This window comes from Pedobacter sp. SYSU D00535 (assembly GCF_017355855.1).
Lineage (GTDB): Bacteria > Bacteroidota > Bacteroidia > Sphingobacteriales > Sphingobacteriaceae > Desertivirga.
Genome location: NZ_JAFEWD010000003.1, coordinates 454,949 through 475,540, shown reverse-complemented (window position 1 = coordinate 475,540; position 20,592 = coordinate 454,949). Strand labels below are relative to the sequence as shown.

General features: G+C 44.0%; 14 protein-coding genes. 5 read left to right on the top strand and 9 right to left on the bottom strand.

Features of this window, described 5'->3' with window-relative positions:
* The first annotated feature begins 27 nt into the window (after positions 1-27).
* Positions 28-1,149: a lipase family protein gene (locus J4N23_RS10130; RefSeq protein WP_207426948.1), complete on the top strand. Its 1,122-nt coding sequence runs from the start codon at positions 28-30 to the stop codon at positions 1,147-1,149.
* 5 nt (positions 1,150-1,154) lie between these two features.
* Here the strand turns inward: J4N23_RS10130 and J4N23_RS10125 are convergent, their stop codons facing one another.
* The 4 genes from J4N23_RS10125 to J4N23_RS10110 form a co-directional block, all read right to left on the bottom strand.
* Entirely contained in the window at positions 1,155-1,868 is a 714-nt protein-coding gene (locus J4N23_RS10125; RefSeq protein WP_207426946.1) for a carboxypeptidase-like regulatory domain-containing protein, read from the bottom strand.
* A 75-nt stretch (positions 1,869-1,943) separates the two neighbouring features.
* Positions 1,944-2,627 carry a fibrobacter succinogenes major paralogous domain-containing protein gene (locus tag J4N23_RS10120; protein ID WP_242689171.1) on the bottom strand — a complete coding sequence of 228 codons (684 nt, stop codon included), beginning with the start codon at positions 2,625-2,627 and terminating at the stop codon, positions 1,944-1,946.
* A 23-nt stretch (positions 2,628-2,650) separates the two neighbouring features.
* A complete protein-coding gene (locus J4N23_RS10115) occupies positions 2,651-3,220 on the bottom strand; it encodes a hypothetical protein (protein ID WP_207426942.1) in 570 nt (189 codons plus the stop codon).
* A gap of 103 nt (positions 3,221-3,323) precedes the next feature.
* The gene (locus tag J4N23_RS10110; protein ID WP_207426940.1) at positions 3,324-4,373 is read right to left on the bottom strand and encodes a right-handed parallel beta-helix repeat-containing protein; all 1,050 of its coding nucleotides are present in this window, start codon (positions 4,371-4,373) and stop codon (positions 3,324-3,326) included.
* Positions 4,374-4,964: 591 nt separating this feature from the next.
* Between J4N23_RS10110 and J4N23_RS10105 the strand changes: the two genes are divergently transcribed.
* Positions 4,965-5,363, top strand: a complete 399-nt coding sequence (locus J4N23_RS10105) for a DoxX family protein (RefSeq protein ID WP_207426938.1) — start codon at positions 4,965-4,967, stop codon at positions 5,361-5,363.
* Positions 5,364-5,365: 2 nt separating this feature from the next.
* Here J4N23_RS10105 and J4N23_RS10100 read toward each other — a convergent pair whose 3' ends face one another.
* The 4 genes from J4N23_RS10100 to J4N23_RS10085 all read right to left on the bottom strand — a co-directional run bounded on the left by J4N23_RS10100 (position 5,366) and on the right by J4N23_RS10085 (position 14,369).
* Positions 5,366-5,578, bottom strand: a complete 213-nt coding sequence (locus tag J4N23_RS10100) for a hypothetical protein (RefSeq protein ID WP_207426936.1) — start codon at positions 5,576-5,578, stop codon at positions 5,366-5,368.
* Positions 5,579-5,624: 46 nt separating this feature from the next.
* Positions 5,625-11,105 (bottom strand): T9SS type A sorting domain-containing protein, encoded by a 5,481-nt coding sequence (locus J4N23_RS10095; protein ID WP_207426934.1) that lies wholly within the window; start codon positions 11,103-11,105, stop codon positions 5,625-5,627.
* 491 nt (positions 11,106-11,596) lie between these two features.
* Positions 11,597-13,249: an alpha-glucan family phosphorylase gene (glgP, locus tag J4N23_RS10090; protein WP_207426933.1), complete on the bottom strand. Its 1,653-nt coding sequence runs from the start codon at positions 13,247-13,249 to the stop codon at positions 11,597-11,599.
* Positions 13,250-13,406: 157 nt separating this feature from the next.
* A complete protein-coding gene (locus J4N23_RS10085; RefSeq protein ID WP_207426932.1) occupies positions 13,407-14,369 on the bottom strand; it encodes an isopenicillin N synthase family oxygenase in 963 nt (320 codons plus the stop codon).
* 252 nt (positions 14,370-14,621) lie between these two features.
* On the opposite strand from J4N23_RS10085, the gene J4N23_RS10080 reads away from it, so the two are divergent.
* The 3 genes from J4N23_RS10080 to J4N23_RS10070 are packed head-to-tail and all read left to right on the top strand — an operon-like array spanning position 14,622 to position 18,823.
* Entirely contained in the window at positions 14,622-16,727 is a 2,106-nt protein-coding gene (locus tag J4N23_RS10080) for a HEPN domain-containing protein (protein ID WP_207426931.1), read from the top strand.
* A gap of 6 nt (positions 16,728-16,733) precedes the next feature.
* Positions 16,734-18,257 carry a TSUP family transporter gene (locus J4N23_RS10075; RefSeq protein WP_207426929.1) on the top strand — a complete coding sequence of 508 codons (1,524 nt, stop codon included), beginning with the start codon at positions 16,734-16,736 and terminating at the stop codon, positions 18,255-18,257.
* A 56-nt stretch (positions 18,258-18,313) separates the two neighbouring features.
* Positions 18,314-18,823, top strand: coding sequence for an Rrf2 family transcriptional regulator (locus tag J4N23_RS10070; protein ID WP_207426924.1), 510 nt, complete (start codon positions 18,314-18,316; stop codon positions 18,821-18,823).
* 154 nt (positions 18,824-18,977) lie between these two features.
* On the opposite strand, the gene lnt is transcribed toward J4N23_RS10070, so the two are convergent.
* On the bottom strand, positions 18,978-20,591 hold the full coding sequence (gene lnt / locus J4N23_RS10065; protein WP_207426922.1) for an apolipoprotein N-acyltransferase: 1,614 nt from the start codon (positions 20,589-20,591) through the stop codon (positions 18,978-18,980).
* Position 20,592: the final 1 nt, after the last annotated feature.

Sequence of the window (20,592 nt, the reverse complement as noted above, 5' to 3'; positions counted from 1 at the left end):
TGGCATTGCTCTTGCTTTTCCCTGGTCATGAAAAAAATGCTGCTTGCTTTCTTCCTGTTCTGTGTGCAGAGTTCTCCAGCGCAATCGCTACTTCAACCGGGCTTCAACAAAGGGGAGTACCAGGAGTTACTACAGATCTTTTCTCAGCAGTATAATTACCCTGATACTCCTGCTAAGAACAAGGCAAATCCGCGGCGATCGGGCATTGTTCCGAAACCACAACGCTACTCCCTTGTCTACAGATCGCCGGAGGTAGGCCTAAGAAACCGATGGGACTTGTGGCGACGTCAGGACGCCAAAGTTGCGGTAATAAGCATCCACGGCACCATCCGGGTAACGGAAAGCTGGCTGGAAAACTTTTATTCCGCAATGGTACCGGCACAGGGGAAACTACAACTAAACGATTCGACCACTTTCAGTTACACGCTTGCCGCGGATAAAAAGGCTACCATTCACGTGGGATGGTTGCTTGGCCTGGGACATCTTGCTCCTTCCATCATGCAGCAAATAAAAGCAAGCCATGCAAATGGAATAAAACACTTCATCATTTTCGGTCATAGTCAGGGAGCCGCAATAACCTACCTGCTAAGGAACTACCTGCACTACGAGTCACAGCGGGGAACGATACCAGCCGATATTACTTTCAAGACCGTATGCAGCGCGGCACCGAAACCCGGGAACACCTACTTCGTTTATGATTTTGACTACGTTACCCGAAATGGCTGGGGGATCACTGTCATTAATCCTCTGGATTGGGTTCCGGAAACTCCCTTTTCAGTACAGCGCCTCAGCGATTTCGTCGGGGTGAACCCTTTTCAGGATGTAAGCTCTACCTTGAAGGACCAGCCCTTTTACGTGCGATGGTTTGTACAGGGAAAGTTCAGAAAGATGAGGAAGCGTACAGAAAATGCACAGGAGGTTTTCGAAAAAAACCTGGGCGAACTGATGTATAAACAAGTGCGTAAATATCTGCCGCAATTGAAGGAGCCAGCGTACGCCCCCACTAACAATTACCAACGTGCTGGTCTTCCGATTATCCTAATGCCGGACGAGAAATACAGGAAACAGTTCCCCGACACGACAAACAATGTATTTCAGCACCACATGCAGGATCGCTACTATATTTTATCTCAATCCTACACCCCCTAGAATTGCTATTTAAATATCAAAGGGGGAAGCTTCTGCTTTTCCGGGGGAAGCTGGGTGAATTTGCGATACGCGTCGTTGAGATACAAGACTAAGCTGAACCCAGGCGTTTTGAACACTTGTCTGGAGGGTCGGTAGAGCGCAACGAAGTTACGAAGTGCTTCATCCCTTAAAGGCACATATTTGCCTACCTCTGCCATATTAAAAACCCGGTCTATTTCCGCCTCTATCTTTGCTTCAGTCAGCTTCCTGTTATTCTTACGCTCTCTCTTACTGTCCTTATTATGGTAAACGCTTATAGCAATGCCGCCTTTGTAAAATCCATTTTCGTCTCGCTGATACTTTACGCGTTGTCCACGAAAATCCGGATGATGCCAGTTAATGCTGGTATCTATTCTCGCCTGAATGACCACTACTTCGTTTAGCTGTCTTGAGGCTGGTTTTAAAAAGACTTCCCTGAAATTAAGGTCGTGAACATATAAGGTATCAGCGATATAGCCCAGGCTTTGCACGGCAAGTAAATCTCCAATTCGGGAGGCAATTTGAAACCTGCCGGCAGAATCTGTTACTACTTTAATTTTTGTACGAATATTTTCGATGCGTGCGCCACTAACGGCCAACCTGGTATTAGATTCGAAAACCTGTCCGTAGAACAGGTTTTGAGATTGTGCAGAATTAGCCACAAGGATGAGGAGTAAGATCAGGCTGCCCGCGAAACGCATAAATAAAAGTAGAAGAATGCTCCTAAAGCTGTTAAATGATTAACAGTATTTAACATTTCTCCTTGGGAGCGCGTCCTACTCTTTATCTTTAATACATCTCAAAGAAAAACCGTAGTTCATGAAAGCTTCAATCCTATCTACATCTGCAAAGCCCTGAAATATCCGTTTGCTCCAGGAAAACATCTCAAAGCTAAGTATATTTGTCCACCAGTAGCCATTGCTACCCAGGGTGTGAAAACTACCAGTCTTGAAACGGTACCCGCCAGGACGAGCACTGAAGCCGATCTCGTTACTGGCTCCGATATTTGATATCCAATGCTTTTGACCCGTCTCTTTCAACTTCCCTGCTGCAACCGTATCTCCCTTTAAGTAGTTGATTAGCGTATTTAGCTCTTCCGGCGTTGGTACATGCCATCCCTCAGGAGCGATATTTCTGCTATCGTTAATTGCATACCAATTGTATAGCAGGCCGTATGGCCTCGCGTTTATACTATCATTTCCATAGTAACAAAATGCGCCGGTAGTGGTAGTACTCCACTCGTTGTTCGACATGATATTTAAGATGGGATCTCCGTTTCGATATCTTGTTACCCTAAGGTTCTCTGCCATCCAAATCTGATCGCCAATTACGACCGTCTTATACCTATTCCCATCGACGTCTGTGACACTGTTGTCGTCATGCTTACAAGCTACAACGAATAAGACTGCTATCGAAAGCAGTACAAATTTCCTTCTCACCTTTTCGGATTGTAATCTCATATCTAAGCACTCTATGAACTTATTCATTGACCCAAAAGCACTTTAAACCGTCCATCTTCCCAGTAATAAAGCTTAGTTCGCATTTCAAATTCTTTTAAGGCAATTCCATTTGATTTCAAAACCACCGACTTCATCTCCGGCCGCAGCACATCCACTTGGCCGGGAGGGACGACACTGATACCGTGTTCGATTCCGCTTTTTTTCAGATCGATTTTAAAATCAGGAGCTAGCCAGTGACGAAAGGTATTTCCGGTGCCGGTTAAAATTACCAAGCCCACAGAATCTGCTTTTTTTATAACATAAGCGTAGTCTGCTAGCTTGTCGTCATTGAAATCTGCAGAAACGGCAAAAGGAATTTCATCTCTATCGTAGAAAGACCACCAAAGATGAGCATAGTCGGCATCAGTAGCTATCTCCCAACCTGTAACATGTTTTTGAACATATGAATTAGCGGCTTCAGGAAGGATGACCTGTCGCTTATTGGCTGGTTCTTCTGTTACTCCGGTTTGCACCGTCAATCCTGAGCTAGCATTACTCTGACAAGCTGCAATCCCAGAAAGCAAGGAAATAAATAATAAACAAGTCGACTTCATAATTTGGAGACAACGAACTAAAAAACGTACCGCCCGTCTTTAGGGCAGTACGTCACTAATTTTTAGCAATATCGAACCAATTATTTTTCTGAATTTTTGTTGATTACCAGGTTCCGTTAGCGGCTGTATAACTCTGGCCATTCACGTTAGTCACACAGGATGTTGTTCTAACGTGTTGCACATTTGGTCGGCAGCCTGAAACCGTTCCGCCATTAACACGCGTGTTAGAAGCATCTTCAAGGAAGATCCCGTGGCTGGTATTGTTAGCGATGTCTACGGTAGTTACAGTAGTACCATTACTTCCGGACACGCTGAAGAAACCACGGCCGCTGCTGCGGGAATAAACCTTCGCGCAAGTTACGCTGGGTCCATTGTTATTAGCCACCCTAAAGGTTGCATAACCGCCTCCATTACAATTCCGGTTGCCGGTTACAGTGCCCACGCTACCATTCCTTGACTGGTTCAGAAGTACACCGCAACCATAGTTGTTGCTTGTGGTAACATTACCGATGTTGAATCCAGAAACACCATAGGTTTCTATGTGCATATCACCACCAGTAAAAGACTGAGTACCGTTGATTGTCAGGTTACTTGTCGCAGCGGTGCTGTTATCCACCCGGATACCCAAACCATATTGACCGGATCCGTTGGTAAGGTTCATGGTGATATTGCTGATGATCATGTTCGTACACCCTTTAAACCAGATTCCGTACCGCGGATTCCCTGAAACTCTTAGGTTTTTAACCTCGATCTGTGTCTTTCTGTCGGCCTGGACAGGGACAATCAACAAGTCGTTACTGTTGCAGGTGAAAGTGGTGTTGGAAAAGTCAAGACCGGTGTAACTCTGCATATTAACTGCTTTAACAGATCCGCCAGAATTTCCCGAGCTCCCAGAGTTTTTAATGGTTACCCACTCTTTTGTCGTGCGTCCGGCAGTTAAGCCTCCGATAGCGGCATTAATGGCGGCAATGTAATCAGATCCGAGGTAGCGCTGCACTCCATTTACAGTAGCGCGCCACTGACCGTTTACATTGACAACCTCACCACTGGCAAGGGCCTTAGCGCTACTCTTTCCGGCTGAGGTTACGTCTTCTGAAGGAGTACTTTCGCTTTCTCCTTTTTGACAGCTTAATGTGGCTGTAATTGCAAGCAACGCCAAGCTTTTGCATAGGAAATTCCTAGAAAAAAAATTTTTTTTCATTGAGCATAGAATAATTTGGTTAGTGCCTACTCTTGAGATTTTCGGCTTCGTCTATTAATAATTGGTTATCCCAAAACTAAGGGTGAATGAAAACGGCAGCAACCTGTTCCATCCTGATTTTAAAGATTTTAGGATATAGCGCTAGCTTGATAACCGTCAATATGACACTAAAAAGGCGGTTTTACTCGATGATTTTTTTTTTGAAAAAACTTCCTTTAGAACTGACTTAGAAAATATTTAAACTTTTAGGAAACACGTTTCAGTAAAGAAGGGCTGCGAAAAATAAGAAGTGCCACCGAAGATGACACTTCCGTTTCACACTCAATTAATCTAACCAATTATTAATAGTCGTGTAAATATTCTATTTCGGTCCTATGCATTAGCTATTGAGAACCAATTTAGACTTGTAAAAATACGAGATGTATAGCAAGGTGCTACGACTTTCGTTCTTTTTATCAAAATCGTAACGCAGCAGTCAATTTTTCAGCACATCAAACACAAGCTTATAGGAGAAGGTTAAATAGGTCTAATAAAAATATGCTAATGAAAAGTACGTTTAGACATGCACCACTCTCACTAGATGCCGGACTTTTAATTTTACGGGTATTTGCAGGAGGATTAATGCTGACTCATGGACTGCCCAAACTGATGAAGGTGATGGAAGGTAACACGCAATTTGGAGATCCGCTAGGACTGGGAACCGAACTATCGCTCTATCTCGCCATTCTGGCAGAGGTGCTTTGTGCACTCTTAGTCATCCTTGGCTTATTCACCAGGATAGCTACCATTCCCTTAATCATCACTATGTTCGTCGCTTTTTTTGTTGTTCATGCGAGCGACCCCTTAACTGTTAAAGAACTGGCATTAATTTATCTGTCCATCTTCCTAACCATCTTTTTTACTGGTCCGGGAAATTATTCGATAGATAGAAAAATCAGGTAACCCTAATCCAGCTGGGAAGCCGCCCTGGTCGCTTTGATCTTTTTAGAGAACAGGACGAAGGCGGCACTTGCCAGTACCAGCAGGCTTGCACCATCATCCAGCGGAGCGTTGTCCAAATCATCACATTCCCAAGGGTTCGGAGCGTCCTGATTCACCATCTGTTCATAGCTGTCGCAGGTCTGTCCCGTCGCAGTATAGTTCAGGAAGCAGGCCAACAGTAGATTAAAAATTAAGAATTTCCCCTTTTTCAAAATACAAGCATTAATCTTTAACGAATTTTAATTTACTCACTGTTTTCCCGCTCATGGTGTCGTTCAACTGAAGCACATACACATTCGGGTTTAGGCTCTTAACATCCACTTGTATTTGCTCATCCGGCTGAAATGACTGTTCTTTCACAAGCGATCCGAAAAGGTTATACACTCTCACGGTGACCGGTTTCGCCCGATCAACAAATTTGATATTTAGGATTTCGGACGCAGGATTGGGGTAAGCTTGAATTTCAGGAATAGCATCAGTGTAGTTCACTTCTTTAACGGTAGAATAGTACGACTTTCCGTCTACATTAACCTGTTTAATACGGTAGTAGTTTAATCCCTGTAAAGGCTCCACGTCAGTGAAAAAATAGTTAAGTGATTCTGCATTTGCCTTCACCTCTCCTGCCGGCTCAAACTCACTTTTATCTGAGGATCGCTCTACGACGTATTTGAAGGCTCGACCGGTGTGCTTTAGCTCCCAATCGAGCACCACGGCAGTATACGCTTTTCGCGCCTGCAGCTTCAAGACTTCTCCCGGCAGTACAGATCGTGGGGTAAATAACAAGTTAAACCTGCTTGCACCAAAAGTTTTAGTGTTTTTTCTATCGATGGAAAACTCGTAAGAACGATTCTCTTTTATGTCGATTATCTTATTGAGGAAGTTATCCTTTAAAAAGATCTCATTGTCACTAAGGCTAGCAATATCAGTGAAGTTTAATCTGACGCTGCCCGAACCGCCGTCCACATGCAAGCGCACTTTTTCCACCTCAGCTATATCCGGCATAAAGTTAATTGCCAGTCGTACACTATCGTCTGATAAGGTACTGGCAGCGGCTGTACTTCCAGTAAAAAACACAGCGTCGTCAAGATCGGCTTGCGCAGACTTACCTGAAGAAAATACGATCAAGGCTTCCTCCGTATTTTTTGCGTCCTGCAAATTGAATCGTAATACTTTAGCCGAAACAGGTGGCAAAGCAGCCGTTTTAGCACTTGATATACCTGTTTTTACTGATGAGCCCTCTTGTAAAGCAAGCAAGCGGCCCGGGGCAGTAGAAAAATCTTTCGCACTCTCTGTAAAGGTTATAGACGCTCCTGGTCCGGTGGCTTTAACAAAGAATCCCTGCCCCGGCTGGATGTATCGAAAGTTCTGGTCGCCGGCATTTAAACTGAACCCGCCACTATAGGTAATGCAACCGCCAGTTGGTTTAATAATCCTGATTTCGTTGCTGGTGTTCGTTCTAATCACCGCTTCCCAGTCGATGATGGCAGGATAAGGATTTCCGACTAAGTTGAAGCCATTGAAGGGTTCGTTCGGGTAATAGTTGTAGGTAAGATTTCTGGTGATGTTACCCTGATTAACTGCACCCTTGTAGGTGACTGTCACACTTTCAGGATTAGCATAAGGGGCATTTACTTTATTGGCATAATTGGATCTGCTACCACGGTAAAATAAGTAAAAGCCTTCTCCGGGTTCTACCGTTTCGGATATATGACTCACATTTTTATACTGGCTTTTAGATTGGTCTACTGTCTCATCGTACCGGAGCAGCGAGGCGCCATTGGGATTAACGGTTCCTCCCTTATCAAAGCCATTGTTTTCTCCACCCGGCCCAGTTATGATTATCGACTGCTGCAAATTCTTGAACGTAGTATTAGCGCCGCTCTGAGCATCATTGATGGGACTGGAAACGATGCGTGTTCCCCGATAGGAAAGGTCGCCCCCTGTGAAGAAAGATTGCACATTCACATCACCCTGGACAGCAGCTCCGTTTTGCAAGGCGCCGATATTTGCGTTGGAAGTTGCTGTTGCAAGTAGCGTCAGGTTTCCGTTTGAGTTTAAAACGGTAGCGTCCTTTACAGTCACTAAGTCAGAAACATTAACCGCAGCAGTTAAAAGCTTGGTTCCTCCTCCTTCAAAAGCGATTTTACTGAAGCTATTCGAACTTTGTCCGCCTATTTCCTGTGCTCCGCTTCCATTAAAGGAGACCAGATTGTTGCCGGTATTTAAAACACCATCATTTACCAGATTTCCCGCAATGGAGATACCCGCCTCATTTAAGGTGAGGGTGGCGCCAGCCTGAATCGTAAGGTTCCGACACTGGCCATTTGCAGCAATCGCCGGCATGTATGGTGTGCCCGAACTAATGACGACGTCGACATTGGAAGATGGAATTCCGCCGCACCAGTTGTTGGCATTATTCCAATCGCTACTCACTGTACCCAGCCATTTCCCGGAACTAATTGTAGGGGCGATGGTATTTGAAGTGACCGTTCCGCTTATTAAAGGATAGCTCGAAGTCAATGTACAGGTAACCACATTGGAGCTGACAAGTGAATTGCTTGAAAAAGTAGTGCTATTAGTCCCTACATTATTGCCGTCTACTTTCCATTGGTAGGTGGGCGCCGGTCCTCCGTTTTCGGAAGTTGCAGTGAAGGTAATGTCTGTTCCATAACAAATCTCGCCACTCAGGTTAGCGGTAATGCTTACAGCTGCAATAAGGGGCTCTGCTATTTGATACGCTCCGGTAGTGGAAAGAGAATTCATCTGTACCATAGAGGCGCTTCGGCTATTCACGGTTTTTGCCGTCCAGGTAGCGCCTGCATATAGTCCTGTTTTTAATTTAGTGTAATCGACACCAGGATCAGCACTAGCTGAATTAAAGTGAAGGGTCAAATTATAAAGCAACGGCGATACTCCCCAGTTAGATAAAGCCCAGTAGGAGTTGACCGACTTTGATATATCAAGCCCTGACGACGAGAGTTGAGGATGATCGCCGTCTATAGCGCTAACGATAATTGTGCCCGGACTCGAAACCGTAGGAAAGGTCAATACAGCCGGGGTATATTCTGAAAGATTACCTACTTCAAAAGTTTGAGTAATATTAGTTCCCGCAGCAATATATTTTTCCAGATTCCCATAAACGAAAGAATTTGCAGCTAGCTTCTCCACCGTTGCTCCGGATGAGATTGAAAGTTTATTGCTACCGGTTTGAATAATTCCCCCATTGAATGTCAGTTTGTTGGTGACGGTCACATTATCCGCAAAGGTTTTATAGTTAGAGCCGCTTAGCGACAGATTAGTAAAGGTTTCGCCGCCAGAACAAGAAATAACTTGAGCTCCTGCTCCGTTTAGAGTTACTATGCCCGTTGATTCTACAAACCTGTCTTTGCTACTGCTCTGCCAGTTGCCCTTTAAAGAGATATTCTTCCCATCAGAGTAAAGAGTACCATTTGAGAAACTCAAATTACCCATCAGGCTGATATTAGTTTTAAGATAAACGGGACCGGCATAACAAACGAGATTGTTAAAATTCATCCCGGCAGTACTGAGTTCCTTGCTATTCGCGCTGTTCGCGAACACAACCGTAGAATTGGAGGGATCGACTAATCCGGCGACATGCTTCCAATTATGACGAACAGAAATAGTATTGCTTAGGGTGAGTGTCCCGGAGGCTTTGTTAATAACAATCGAGGACAAATTGCCCGTGGCCGCAACAGCATTCCCGGTAAAATTCTGGTTCCCGCTTCCGCTGATCTCGATAATTGCTGTACCACTTCCATCAAAAGAAGTATTAGATACCGTAATATCGCCCTTGGCGAAAATGCTTGCGGTACTGCTACCGGAGTATAAATTGAGCCCGGTTGTTCCTTCAAACTTTAAATGGCCATTCACCCCCACCTGACTGGTTCCAAAATTCACCTCCTCGTTAGTTTCCGATAAAAAGGTCACGTTATTTAGCTCGTGGTACTTTCCCAGAAAACTTTGTCGACCGTTAAAAATGACGGTGGAGCTATTAGTAGTAACGTCGAGCAGTCCTGATTGATAATCCCAGTTGCCATAAACGGTCATCAAGGACGGAAAAACGAGTTTGCCAGACGGCTTTTCAATTTTCACAGAGGGAAGCCTCGATTGTTTGCTTGATACGTTACCAGTAATGTACTGATCCCCACTTCCGACAAAAGTCAACAGCGTAGTTCCCCCTCCACTTAATGCCGTATTATTTACATTTAAATTCCCCCCAATTCTAATTTCACCGCCATTTATTCCCAGATTCCCAACTCCTTCAAGAGATAGTGACCCCGCCAGGGAGAGAACAGTTCCGGATGAGAGTGAATAGGAATAATTGCTGGAATAACGCCCCGAGAAAATTACATGATTAAGGGTATGCGTTCCGGTGATTGTGTTATTTCCGCAAAAAGCAACAGTAGAATTATTACTGGAAACATCCAGTTGTCCCTGCATATGGGTCCAGTTTCCAGTAACATTTAGAAGGCCCGGGAGCGTAAGAATGCCCGAAGGTTTGTTGATTGTGACACCCGGCAGTTTCCCTTTGTTTAAAGGGCTATTCGCAACAATGGTCTGGTTGCCTGTACCGGCTAGCACAAAAGTGGCCGAGCCCCAGTCATTATCTCCGTTATTATTGATATAGATATTGCCCTTTGCTGTGAGAGTCCCTGTGTGAAAAGTAGCATTGTACTGTCCGCCGATTACAAGATCATTAAGAATTGTAATATTTGTGGAAGATGACATACTAAAATTCCCGTTCCAGACAGGTTTGTAAGCGAAGTTGTAAAAGCTGAAGGACCCTTCAAAGGTAATGTCACCCTCAGGAACAGACGAGACCTGCGAAGTACCTGGATCGACATTGCCTGAAAGATGTCTAAAATCTCCCCCTAGCGTCACAGTTCCAATGAGGAAAAGAGTACCGGAAGGCTTGTTTATTTTTAGAGAAGGTAGTCCCGATCGCCCTTCTAATACATTCCCGTAAATGGTCTGATTGGAATTGCCCGTTAGTTCAATCGTTGTAGAACCTCCTCCTCCATTTCCGGTATTTTGTAGCAGGATATCCTTTTTCACCTGAATAATACCAGATCGCAGCCAAACTCTGTAAGTGCCCGCGAACTCTAGATTCCCATTGACCACAAATGGAGTTGCCGAAGAAAGATCGGTATTAATCCAGCTCCCGCCTGTATTATTGAATATTACATTGTAAAAAGAAATCGTACCACCTGTCCCCTGAATAGTACTGTGATTTTTAAGATTGAACCTTACCGTGCCACTGTTCGCGACGAAATCTGAATTAAAAGTAGCATTGCCAGAGAGATCGAGCGTCCCGGAAGTAGAGTTGAACGCCCCTCCGCTTAATAAAAAGTCTCCCTTAATGGTAATACTGTTATCACTGCCTATAAAGACTCCACTTTCCATTTTGAAAGTGCCGGCCACTTCAATATTAGCACTTATCGACACCACAGCAGTATAGCCCGCTCTGATATTGATACTTGCAACGTTAATAGCAGAACCGATCCAGCAATTGTATGAGTTTTGCGGGTTGAAGTAGACATCGTCTGCAGCCCCCGGCAGACTTGCCCCTCCTGGTCCACCAGCCGTCGTAGACCAGTTATTCGTGTTATCCCAATTACTGTCGGAGGCCGTTCCCACCCAATGTCGTTCTGCCGCTGTTAAACCCGAAAAACTGACAAGCAAACAGATTAATAGAAGGAAGGGAGGGAAAAAAGTATTTCGAAAAAAGGAACTGTTTTTTTTAATATCAATTACATTACAGTGCATTGAGCAGTAATTATTGTGATGTTAGATTATTTCTTCAAGAAAAAGCCCCGCCAGCCGGCACACATCTCTCTTTGCAGAGATGTGCTTATCAATAATGTTTAGGTGGTCAAACAAAGGAGATTTCGCTATGAGCGTAATCTTCCGGAAGCAATTGAGAGGCGTTTAGCTTATAAAGGCTGTACCAATTGGTCCGGCAATTTGGTGACTATAACTACTAATAATTATTAAATAGGCTTAATCGTTGGCAGCTTATACGACATGGTTAAATAAAGGTTTTATTATTTTACCATGAATTAATACTATTACAAACAGTGGAAATAAAAGAAGATGGAGGTTAATTCTATTGCCCTAAATAAAAAAAGCTTCTTAAATAAGAAGCTTTTTTACTGGGTCCTGATAAAAAGATCTTAATAATTATACATTTTCTGATAGTATTCCTCGGCCATCCGTCCGGCTTCGAAGGCAGGGCTCACGTCGCGAGCTGCGCGCTTTAACATAGACAACCAGCCGCTTTGATTGACATAATACATCGGCAGCACTTCTTTTTCTAAAATATCCACCAAATTCATTGCTTCTTCCTTGTCTTTTTCCTCCTGATAAAGTTCCTGATTAGCCGTCGGAATTAAGAACAAATTCTCTTTGTCTTTCGCAAATTCGGGGATCCATCCATCAGGGATAGACAGATTAATACTACCGTTCATTGCCGCGGTCATACCACTTGTACCAGAAGCCTCCCTGTAAAGCCGCGGGTTGTTTAACCAAACGTCAGACCCTTTTTTGAGGAGACCTGAAAGCCCGAGTTCGTATCCGGTCAGGACAGCACAGTTTCGAATAGGCTTCACGCGGTTGATAATATGGTTGTAAAGACCAATAGCTCCGTAGTCTTCCGGATAAGGTTTACCGGCCCAGATAACCTGTATTGGATATTTGGCATTGTTGATCAGGGAAAGAAACCGTCCCCAGTTGTACATTAATAAGTCAGCTCTTTTGTAGGCTGCAAATCTCCGCGCCCAAACTACAGTCAGGACGTTTTCATCAAAAAGCTTCCCGGTCTGATTGGCCACTTCTTTAAAAAGCATCCGCTTTAGCTCTCTTTTCCTTTCTAGGATAACAGTATCATCATCCGCTGCAATTGCCCGATCCAAAACAGGATCAGCCCAATACGTTTTATTTTGAGCGTTAGTTATCGAGATGATCTCACAAATTCCGCTATTGCCGTTCCACATATCTCTTGATACGTCTCCATGCATCGCGGATACTGCATTAGCGCGACGGGCAAACTTCAAAGCAGCCAAGGTATAATTGAGGTTCCAGCTATCAATTCCAAGCAAGTGTCTTACTTCATGCTCTTGCAGGTGATAAAAGAAACCCATATCCTTCAAAATTCCGAAAGAATGCTCTTCGTTTCCTGCCGCTTCCGGTGTATGCGTCGTAAATACGACGCGTTTTTTTACTTCTTCCAGACTTCGGAACTTAGAGTAGAGATAAAAATTCAAGGATAACGAATGTCCCTCATTCATATGATACACCTCGGTATCATAGTTCAGGATGTCCAGTAGCATTGCCCCTCCTGTGCCCAGAATAATCGACTGCGCAATGCGTGTTTGTTCATTCGAATCGTAAAGCCGGTGAGTGATGGTGCGGGCCAGACTGTCGTTTTCCGGCAGATCGGTACTTAGCAGGAATAACGGAGCAGAGCCAAAAACTTCTGGTCTGAGTAAAAAGGCTTTAACATGCACAGGTGAATTATGAACAGGAACAGTGAAGACAATTCCGGTATCCTCCAAAAAAGAATAATTTTTTTCGACATAGGAGGATTTCATATTTGCATTGGTGTCGCGCTCCTGATCATAGTAGCCATATTTCCATAGCATTCCAATTCCTATCAGGTTTTGCTTTAACTCGTAGGCGCTGCGCAGATGACTCCCGGCCAAAAAACCCAGGCCGCCACTGTAAATTTTCAGCGCTTGGTCTACAGCAAATTCCATAGAAAAGTAAGCTACTCTCTTAGTATACCGTTCGTCTATTGGGTAGCTGAATACATTTTTAATATCGATCATAAAAACAAATAAATGTTATGGCAGGATATAAGCTTCTATCGCAAAAAAAGAATAATCTTTTCTCGCAGGGCAAAAAGATCTTTCGAAACAAAAAATCCGCTGCCAAGTGACAAACGGATTTTATAGTTTCAATGTTTAAACAAATACTTTTTTAATTCTACTTCTTCAAACCGATCTCCCGCAAACGTTCGTCCAAATACTCTCCTGCAGTCATATCCGAATAAGCCTTCGGATGTTGTTCATCAATACAAATATCAAGACAAGTAAGGTCCATATCTCCCTTAGGGTGCAGGAAGAAAGGTACCGAGTAGCGCGATGTCTTCATCAGTTCCCTTGGAGGATTAACAACCCGGTGTGTTGTTGATTTCAGCTTGTTGTTTGTCAGACGTTGCAGCATGTCGCCCACGTTCACTACGATATCCTCCACCTTTGCCTTAACGGGATACCAGTCGCCGTTTCGTGTAAGCACTTCCAACCCGTCAGCACTGGCGCCTATCAACAAAGTGATTAAGTTGATGTCCTCGTGAGCTCCTGCTCGAACCGCATCAGGAGGCAAGGCATCCGGATTTTCTAGAGGGAAATAATGGATCGCTCTTAAAATGGAATTTCCATTGTGAACTTTTTCCTCAAAATAATCTTCGTTTAAGCCCAGGTAAACTGCTATGGCCTTTAGCAGGTGTCTCCCGGCGTACTCAAGTCGCTCATAAACTTCCCGCGTAACCTCGTTGAATCGAGGCAGCTCTTCGACCTGCACATTATCGGGATAAACTTGTTGAATAGGATCGCCATCCGTAACCGTTTGCCCGCGTTGCCAGAACTCCTTCAAATCGGGTGTTTTGGAATCTTTCGCCTTCTCTTTTCCCTTGCTTGTATAACCACGTTGTCCAGCCAATTCAGGTTTCTCATACTTTGCTTTTGTCTCATCAGGAAGCTCGAAAAACTTTTTCACCTCACCATATAACTCGTCAATAAGCGACTGCGTCAAACCGTGATTCGCGATAGTGACGAAACCCGTGTCGTTAAACGCCTTCCCTATTTCGTCCGAAAACTTCTTCTTTTGATCCGGAGATCCAATAAGATAATTATTAAGATCTAGTCGTGGGATATTTACCTCTGCCATAGTCTGTGTTAAAGCCTAAAGATACACCAATTGTGGATAAAGCAACAAAAGGAACAAGAAGAATAAAACTTAAAACTGATCTTGAACAGCTTAGGTTATCCACATTTGAAAAGGCTGGTTTCCTCCGCCGGGGATAGAAGTTAGAAATGCCACGTAAGTTCTCTGTCATAAGTGCCGGGCTTTTTAAATTTGATTTCAACAAAAAAGTTTTAATTCGTAATATTGCAAGATAAACTATTAATTCTATAGGAAATGCAAGGTTTTAGAACTGAACTGGAAAACCCGATCGTACAAAAGGATATTATAGAGCTTGAGAAAAAGATCAGGTTATTCAGAGAAGGCAAGATTCATGAGGAAAAGTTCCGGAGCTTGCGTCTGGCCCGTGGTGTGTATGGGCAGCGTCAGCAGGGGGTTCAGATGGTGCGTATAAAACTACCTTACGGTAAAGTAACCACTCGCCAGCTATTAAAAATATCTGATGTTTCGGACGAGTACGCAACAGGAAATCTACATATAACAACACGTCAGGATATACAGATTCACTTTGTCAGCTTAGACCGCACGCCTGAGCTTTGGACAGAGCTTGAAAAGGACTCAATCACCTTAAGGGAAGCTTGTGGTAACACGGTAAGGAACGTAACCGGCTCTGCAATGGCTGGCGTTGATCCGGAAGAACCTTTCGATGTAACTCCTTATGCCCATGCATTTTTCGAATATCTGCTTAGAAACCCGATCTCGCAGGACATGGGCCGTAAGTTTAAAATAGCCTTTTCTTCTTCTGAAAAAGACTCTGCTTTTGCGTTCATGCACGACCTTGGTTTTGTTCCTAAGATCAAAGTGGTAGATGGCGAAGAAGTTCGCGGATTTAAAGTAGTATTAGGCGGAGGGCTTGGTTCCCAACCTCATATTGCAGTCCCTGTTACAGAGTTTCTGCATGAAGATCTAATCATTCCTTTCGCTGAGTCCGTTATCAGAATCTTTGATCGTTACGGTGAGCGCACAAAACGACATAAAGCAAGACTTAAATATCTGATCCAGGACATGGGCGCTGAAGCTTTTCTGGAGCTTGCAGAAAAAGAACGCCTTGCGTTAAAATCCAAAGTATTTAAAATAAACAGAGAGGTTGCTCAGCCTGTATTACCTACTGTTTCTGTACCGGTGGTAGAAATTACTGCTCCTGCGCAGTACGAACAGTGGTTAAAAACTAACATTTATCCACAGAAACAACAGGGATACGTTTCAGTAGGCATCAGAGTACAAAACGGAGATATCAAAACACCAATTGCCCGCAAACTGGCTGCTCTTGTGTCAGAGGTGGCGGCGGATGATATCAGACTTACCAATACCCAGGGCATTATGCTTCGCTTTGTAAAAGAAGAAAGTTTGCCATACGTATTTGAGAAACTAAACGAACTGAACCTTGCTGCTCCAGGCTTCGAAAGTGTAATTGACGTAACTTCCTGCCCCGGAACTGACACTTGTAACCTGGGTATCTCCAACAGTACCGGTATCACCAGAGAGCTGGAAAGAGTTATCTTAAATGAATACCCGGATTTAATTTTCAACAAAGATATCACTATTAAGATCAGCGGTTGTATCAACTCCTGCGGCCAGCATGCCATGGCGGCAATTGGTTTCCACGGGTCAAGTATGAAAATTGGGAAGCTGGTAGCTCCTGCATTACAGGTTTTACTAGGTGGTGGTCCGACTGGAAATGGAGGAGGCGTTGCTTCCGAGAAAATCATTAAAGTACCCAGTAAGCGAGGCCCGCAGGTATTGCGGACCCTTCTGGACGACTATTTTGCCAATGCGCAAGAAGGCGAACTCTTCAACGAGTACTACAACAGACAAGGAAAAATCTATTTCTACGATTTGTTGAACCCTATTGGCAAACAAGAGAATATCACTGAAGATGACTTCATCGATTGGGAACAAAACGAGCCTTATAAACCAGAAATTGGGGTAGGTGAATGTGCCAGCGTACTAATTGACCTGGTGGCTACGCTTCTATATGAAGCTGAAGAGCGGCTTCAATGGAGCGAGGATTCGTTTCAGGCGGAAGATTATGCGGATTCAATTTACCATGCATATACAGGCTTTATCAATTCAGCCAAGGCTCTTTTGGTATCAGAAGGAGTCAAAACAAACACGCAGGCAGGTATTGTGAAAGACTTCGATGCTACGTTCGTTGCGTCCGGTAAGATTACGCTTCCGTCAACATTCAATGAGTTGGTGTACCAGATCAATCAGAATGAGCCAACCAGAGAGTTTGCAGCGTATTATCTTGAGCAGTCAAAAATCTTTAACCGGCAGCTTGCTGAATACCGGAATTCACAACTGGTCAACCCCGAGAACTAAGAAAAAATGTCAACAACTGCTGGCGAAGAAAGGGACGAGCTAGTTCAGCCGAAAGAGCACAATACGCTCTTCCCTATTTTTCTGAAACTGGAAAATCTGAACCTCTTGCTAGTTGGAGGAGGAAATGTTGCCCTTGAAAAACTAAGGGCAATATTTCAGAATACCCCGAAAGCAAAAGTTAAACTAGTAGGCAGAGAAGTTATTCCTGCGGTTGAGAAATTTTTGACAGAGCATCAAGTTCCTTTTGAACAAAGGGCGTTTCGGGTGGAAGATCTTTCAGGAGTTGACCTGGTTATCATTGCCATCAACGAGAAAGCAGTAAGTGCTGAAATACAAAGGGAGTGTAAAGAAAAGGGAATTCTGGCCAATGTAGCGGATACTCCTGACTTTTGCGACTTTTACCTGGGATCAGTGGTTCAAAAAGGAAACCTTAAAATTGCGATCTCCACCAATGGCAAATCTCCAACTATCGCCAAAAGAGTAAAAGACGTGTTGAACGACACCTTCCCTAATGAAATTGATGAGGTGTTGGAAAACATGGAAAAAATCCGGAATACGCTGGAAGGCGATTTCTCTGACAAAGTGCGGCAGCTGAACGACATTACGACGGTTTTAGCTGTTAAGACAGAGCCGGAAACACCTAGACATAAAAAAACAGTTCAGACGATCCTATATGTTGCGGCGTCGATCTGCCTGATGGTGCTTGGGCATTTGCTGTTTTCGTATATTACCTACGATCACGTGAATACAGCGACTACCTGGGTGACCAATCAGTTTGATGAGAACCTGCTTATTTACATGCTTGGAGGATTTATCGCTCAAATGATAGATGGTGCTCTGGGGATGGCTTACGGAGTAAGTGCCACCACCTTCCTGCTTTCGTTTGGAATAAGTCCGGCAGCAGCAAGCGCCAGTGTTCATACATCAGAAATTTTTACCTCTGGAGTATCAGGGCTGATGCATTTGCGGTTTGGGAACGTCAATAATAAGCTATTCAGAAACCTGTTGCTTCCCGGAGTTGTTGGGGCGATTACAGGCGCCTATATCCTTTCATCACTGGAGGACTACAGTCACTTCCTAAAGCCCATCGTGAGCGCCTATACGCTCGTACTCGGACTTATTATTATCAGAAAGGCGCTTCTTCCAAAGATAAAAAAGAAGAAGACTAAAAACATCGGGATTCTAGCTATTATAGGCGGTTTTCTTGACTCAATAGGAGGTGGAGGATGGGGACCGATTGTAACCTCAACCTTACTTGCCGGGGGAAGAAATGCGCGCTATACCATCGGCTCCGTTAACCTTGCAGAGTTTTTCGTAGCCTTTTCGAGTTCAGTAACGTTCATCCTTTTCCTTGGAATGAACCATTTTCAGATTATCCTTGGTTTAATTTTAGGAGGTAGTATTGCTGCTCCAATTGCAGCAAGATTGGCGAGCAAATTACCGGTGAAAACTATCATGATCATTGTGGGACTTGTGGTGATTCTTGTTTCCCTATATAATATATACAGGATTGCACCTAAATTGCTGTAAGCCGCATTTTTATCTGAAATAGTCTATATTTGCTATTAACCCTATAGATAATAGCTGTGTTAACTAAAAAGACGAAATATGCGGTGAAAGCCTTAATGGCTTTGGCAAGAAATAAGGAGAATAAACCCATGCTTATTTCTGAAATTGCACAGAAAGAGCAGCTACCCAAAAAATTTCTTGAGGCAATTTTGCTGGAGCTTAAAAGAAGTGGCTTTTTGGGCAGCAAGAAGGGTGCAGGCGGAGGTTACTATTTGATGAAAAAGGCAGAAGATATCAAGTTAGCTGCCATCATCCGGGTTATAGATGGGCCAATTGCGCTACTTCCCTGCGTAAGTCTCAACTTTTACGAACGATGTGAAGAGTGTACTAGCGAGCTCTACTGTGGGATACGGGATGTAATGAAAGATGTACGTGACGCGACCTTAAAAATTCTCACTGAAACCAGTGTCGCTGACATGATACAACGAGAAGATTCGATTCAGCAAAGAATTCAGGAAGAACAAACGGGCAGTTTAGATCAGGAAGACCTGAAAGGTAACCTGGTGCAACCCGACGGTAATCAATAAAATCCAGAACAATATTGACCTCAAGCCGTTATTATATCAACCCTAACAAAACCTAGGTATTTTCTTAAGAAAAACAAAGGTTGGGTGATTAAGGGTTAAGCAAGCGGTCAGGTGTCCTTTGTTACCTGACCGTTCTTTTTTTAATAAAGCAGGTCTATTTTCTTTTCCGGGCCGCCAGTCTCTTAAATACCAATATCATCAGAAAACCTAAGGAAGCTACTGAGGCAATTAATGCAATATAATCCCCAGTCCGCACATAAAAGGTTAATTCCTCATTTAGATTAATGTCTGCTTCAAGCGCAGTGGGTTCCCACCATTCGCTTTGCTTTACAACATCCCCCCGCTGATTTATAAAGGCCGATATTCCCGTGTTCGCCGATCGGGCTACCCATCTCCTCGTCTCGATCGCCCGAAGCTTTGCATAAGCCAGATGCTGATCTTTTCCGGCGGTATTTCCCCACCAGCCGTCGTTGGTGATCACCGCGATAAACTGAGCTCCCTTTGCAACATAATCACTTACATATTCTCCCCAAATTGATTCATAGCAGATTACCGGCGCTACCCCCATGCCGCTTTGAGCATAGAATACTGTAGGCTCATCCTGAAGCCCATATCCTCCTGTTGATCCTCCAAAAGCGGCAAAAACAGGTTTAAGGAATGCTAAAGACGACGAAAAAGGAGTTTGCTCCACCCCGGGTACTAATTTCGATTTATGGTAAAACTGCACGTTAGAGGAATTCTCAATTTGAATGGCGGCATTGAAGGCATCAAAATAAGCCGCCCGCTGTTCGTCATATCGTGCTGTCGGCGTTTTAGCAGTATCGTACATCAAGTAACTCTCGATACCAGAAAGAACCGCACCGTTCTTGTATTTATTCAGGAACTGCTGAATCCGGAGAAAATTAGAATTGGTTCTGATACTCGACTCGTCGGCATATTCAGAAATGGCAGTCTCGGGCCAGATAAAGTATTCTGTATTCGGCTGAGCAAGGGAATCAGAAAGCTGAATAAGTTTTTCAATCTGAGCAGCCCCGGGTAGACTTCCAAACTTCTCGTAAGGATCGATGTTAGGTTGAACCACCACCACATTAGCGGGATTCTGCCGCTCCGTGTATTTGGTATACATGGTAAATGATAGCAGAATTGGAACCATGACCCAAGCCGACAAAACAGCGGCAAGTTTCTTATTAGGCTTATCTTCCCGATTGGAAAGAAAAAGCTCGAACACGAGGACGTTAGCAATGAGGATCCAAAGCGAGCCGCCATATACTCCAGTAAACTCGTACCACTGTACCAATCGGTGTGATTCGGCAAAGCCGTTACCCAAAGTCATCCAGGGAAAGGCCAAATCCCAGGTCTGGTGCAAAAACTCATACCCGATCCAGAAAGAAATGAAACCGGCATAGCTCCAGCTTTTAGTAGTTACTTTACGCAACTGAAAGTAAAGCCAGAAGGCTAAGGTCATCAAAAAGGCCGCGAGACCGAACGGGATCAGCGAAATGACTCCTGCCAGCCATACAGGCATCACTGCATTTAGGGAATTGAATACCCAGTAGATACAGGACGTGTTCCAGATAAAAAAGGTAAGGAAAGCCAGGGTAAATACTTTTTTCCCTTTGTTCTTAACTTCTGAGGCGATGAGGTTCTCGGCAGCTAGCAATAAGGGCACAAATGCCATCAGCAGTAAAGGTGCCGTAAACGACATGGGCGGCCAGGCAAGCCAAAGTAAAAAAGCGCTCACAAGCGCCAGTGTATAGTTTCTTTGCACG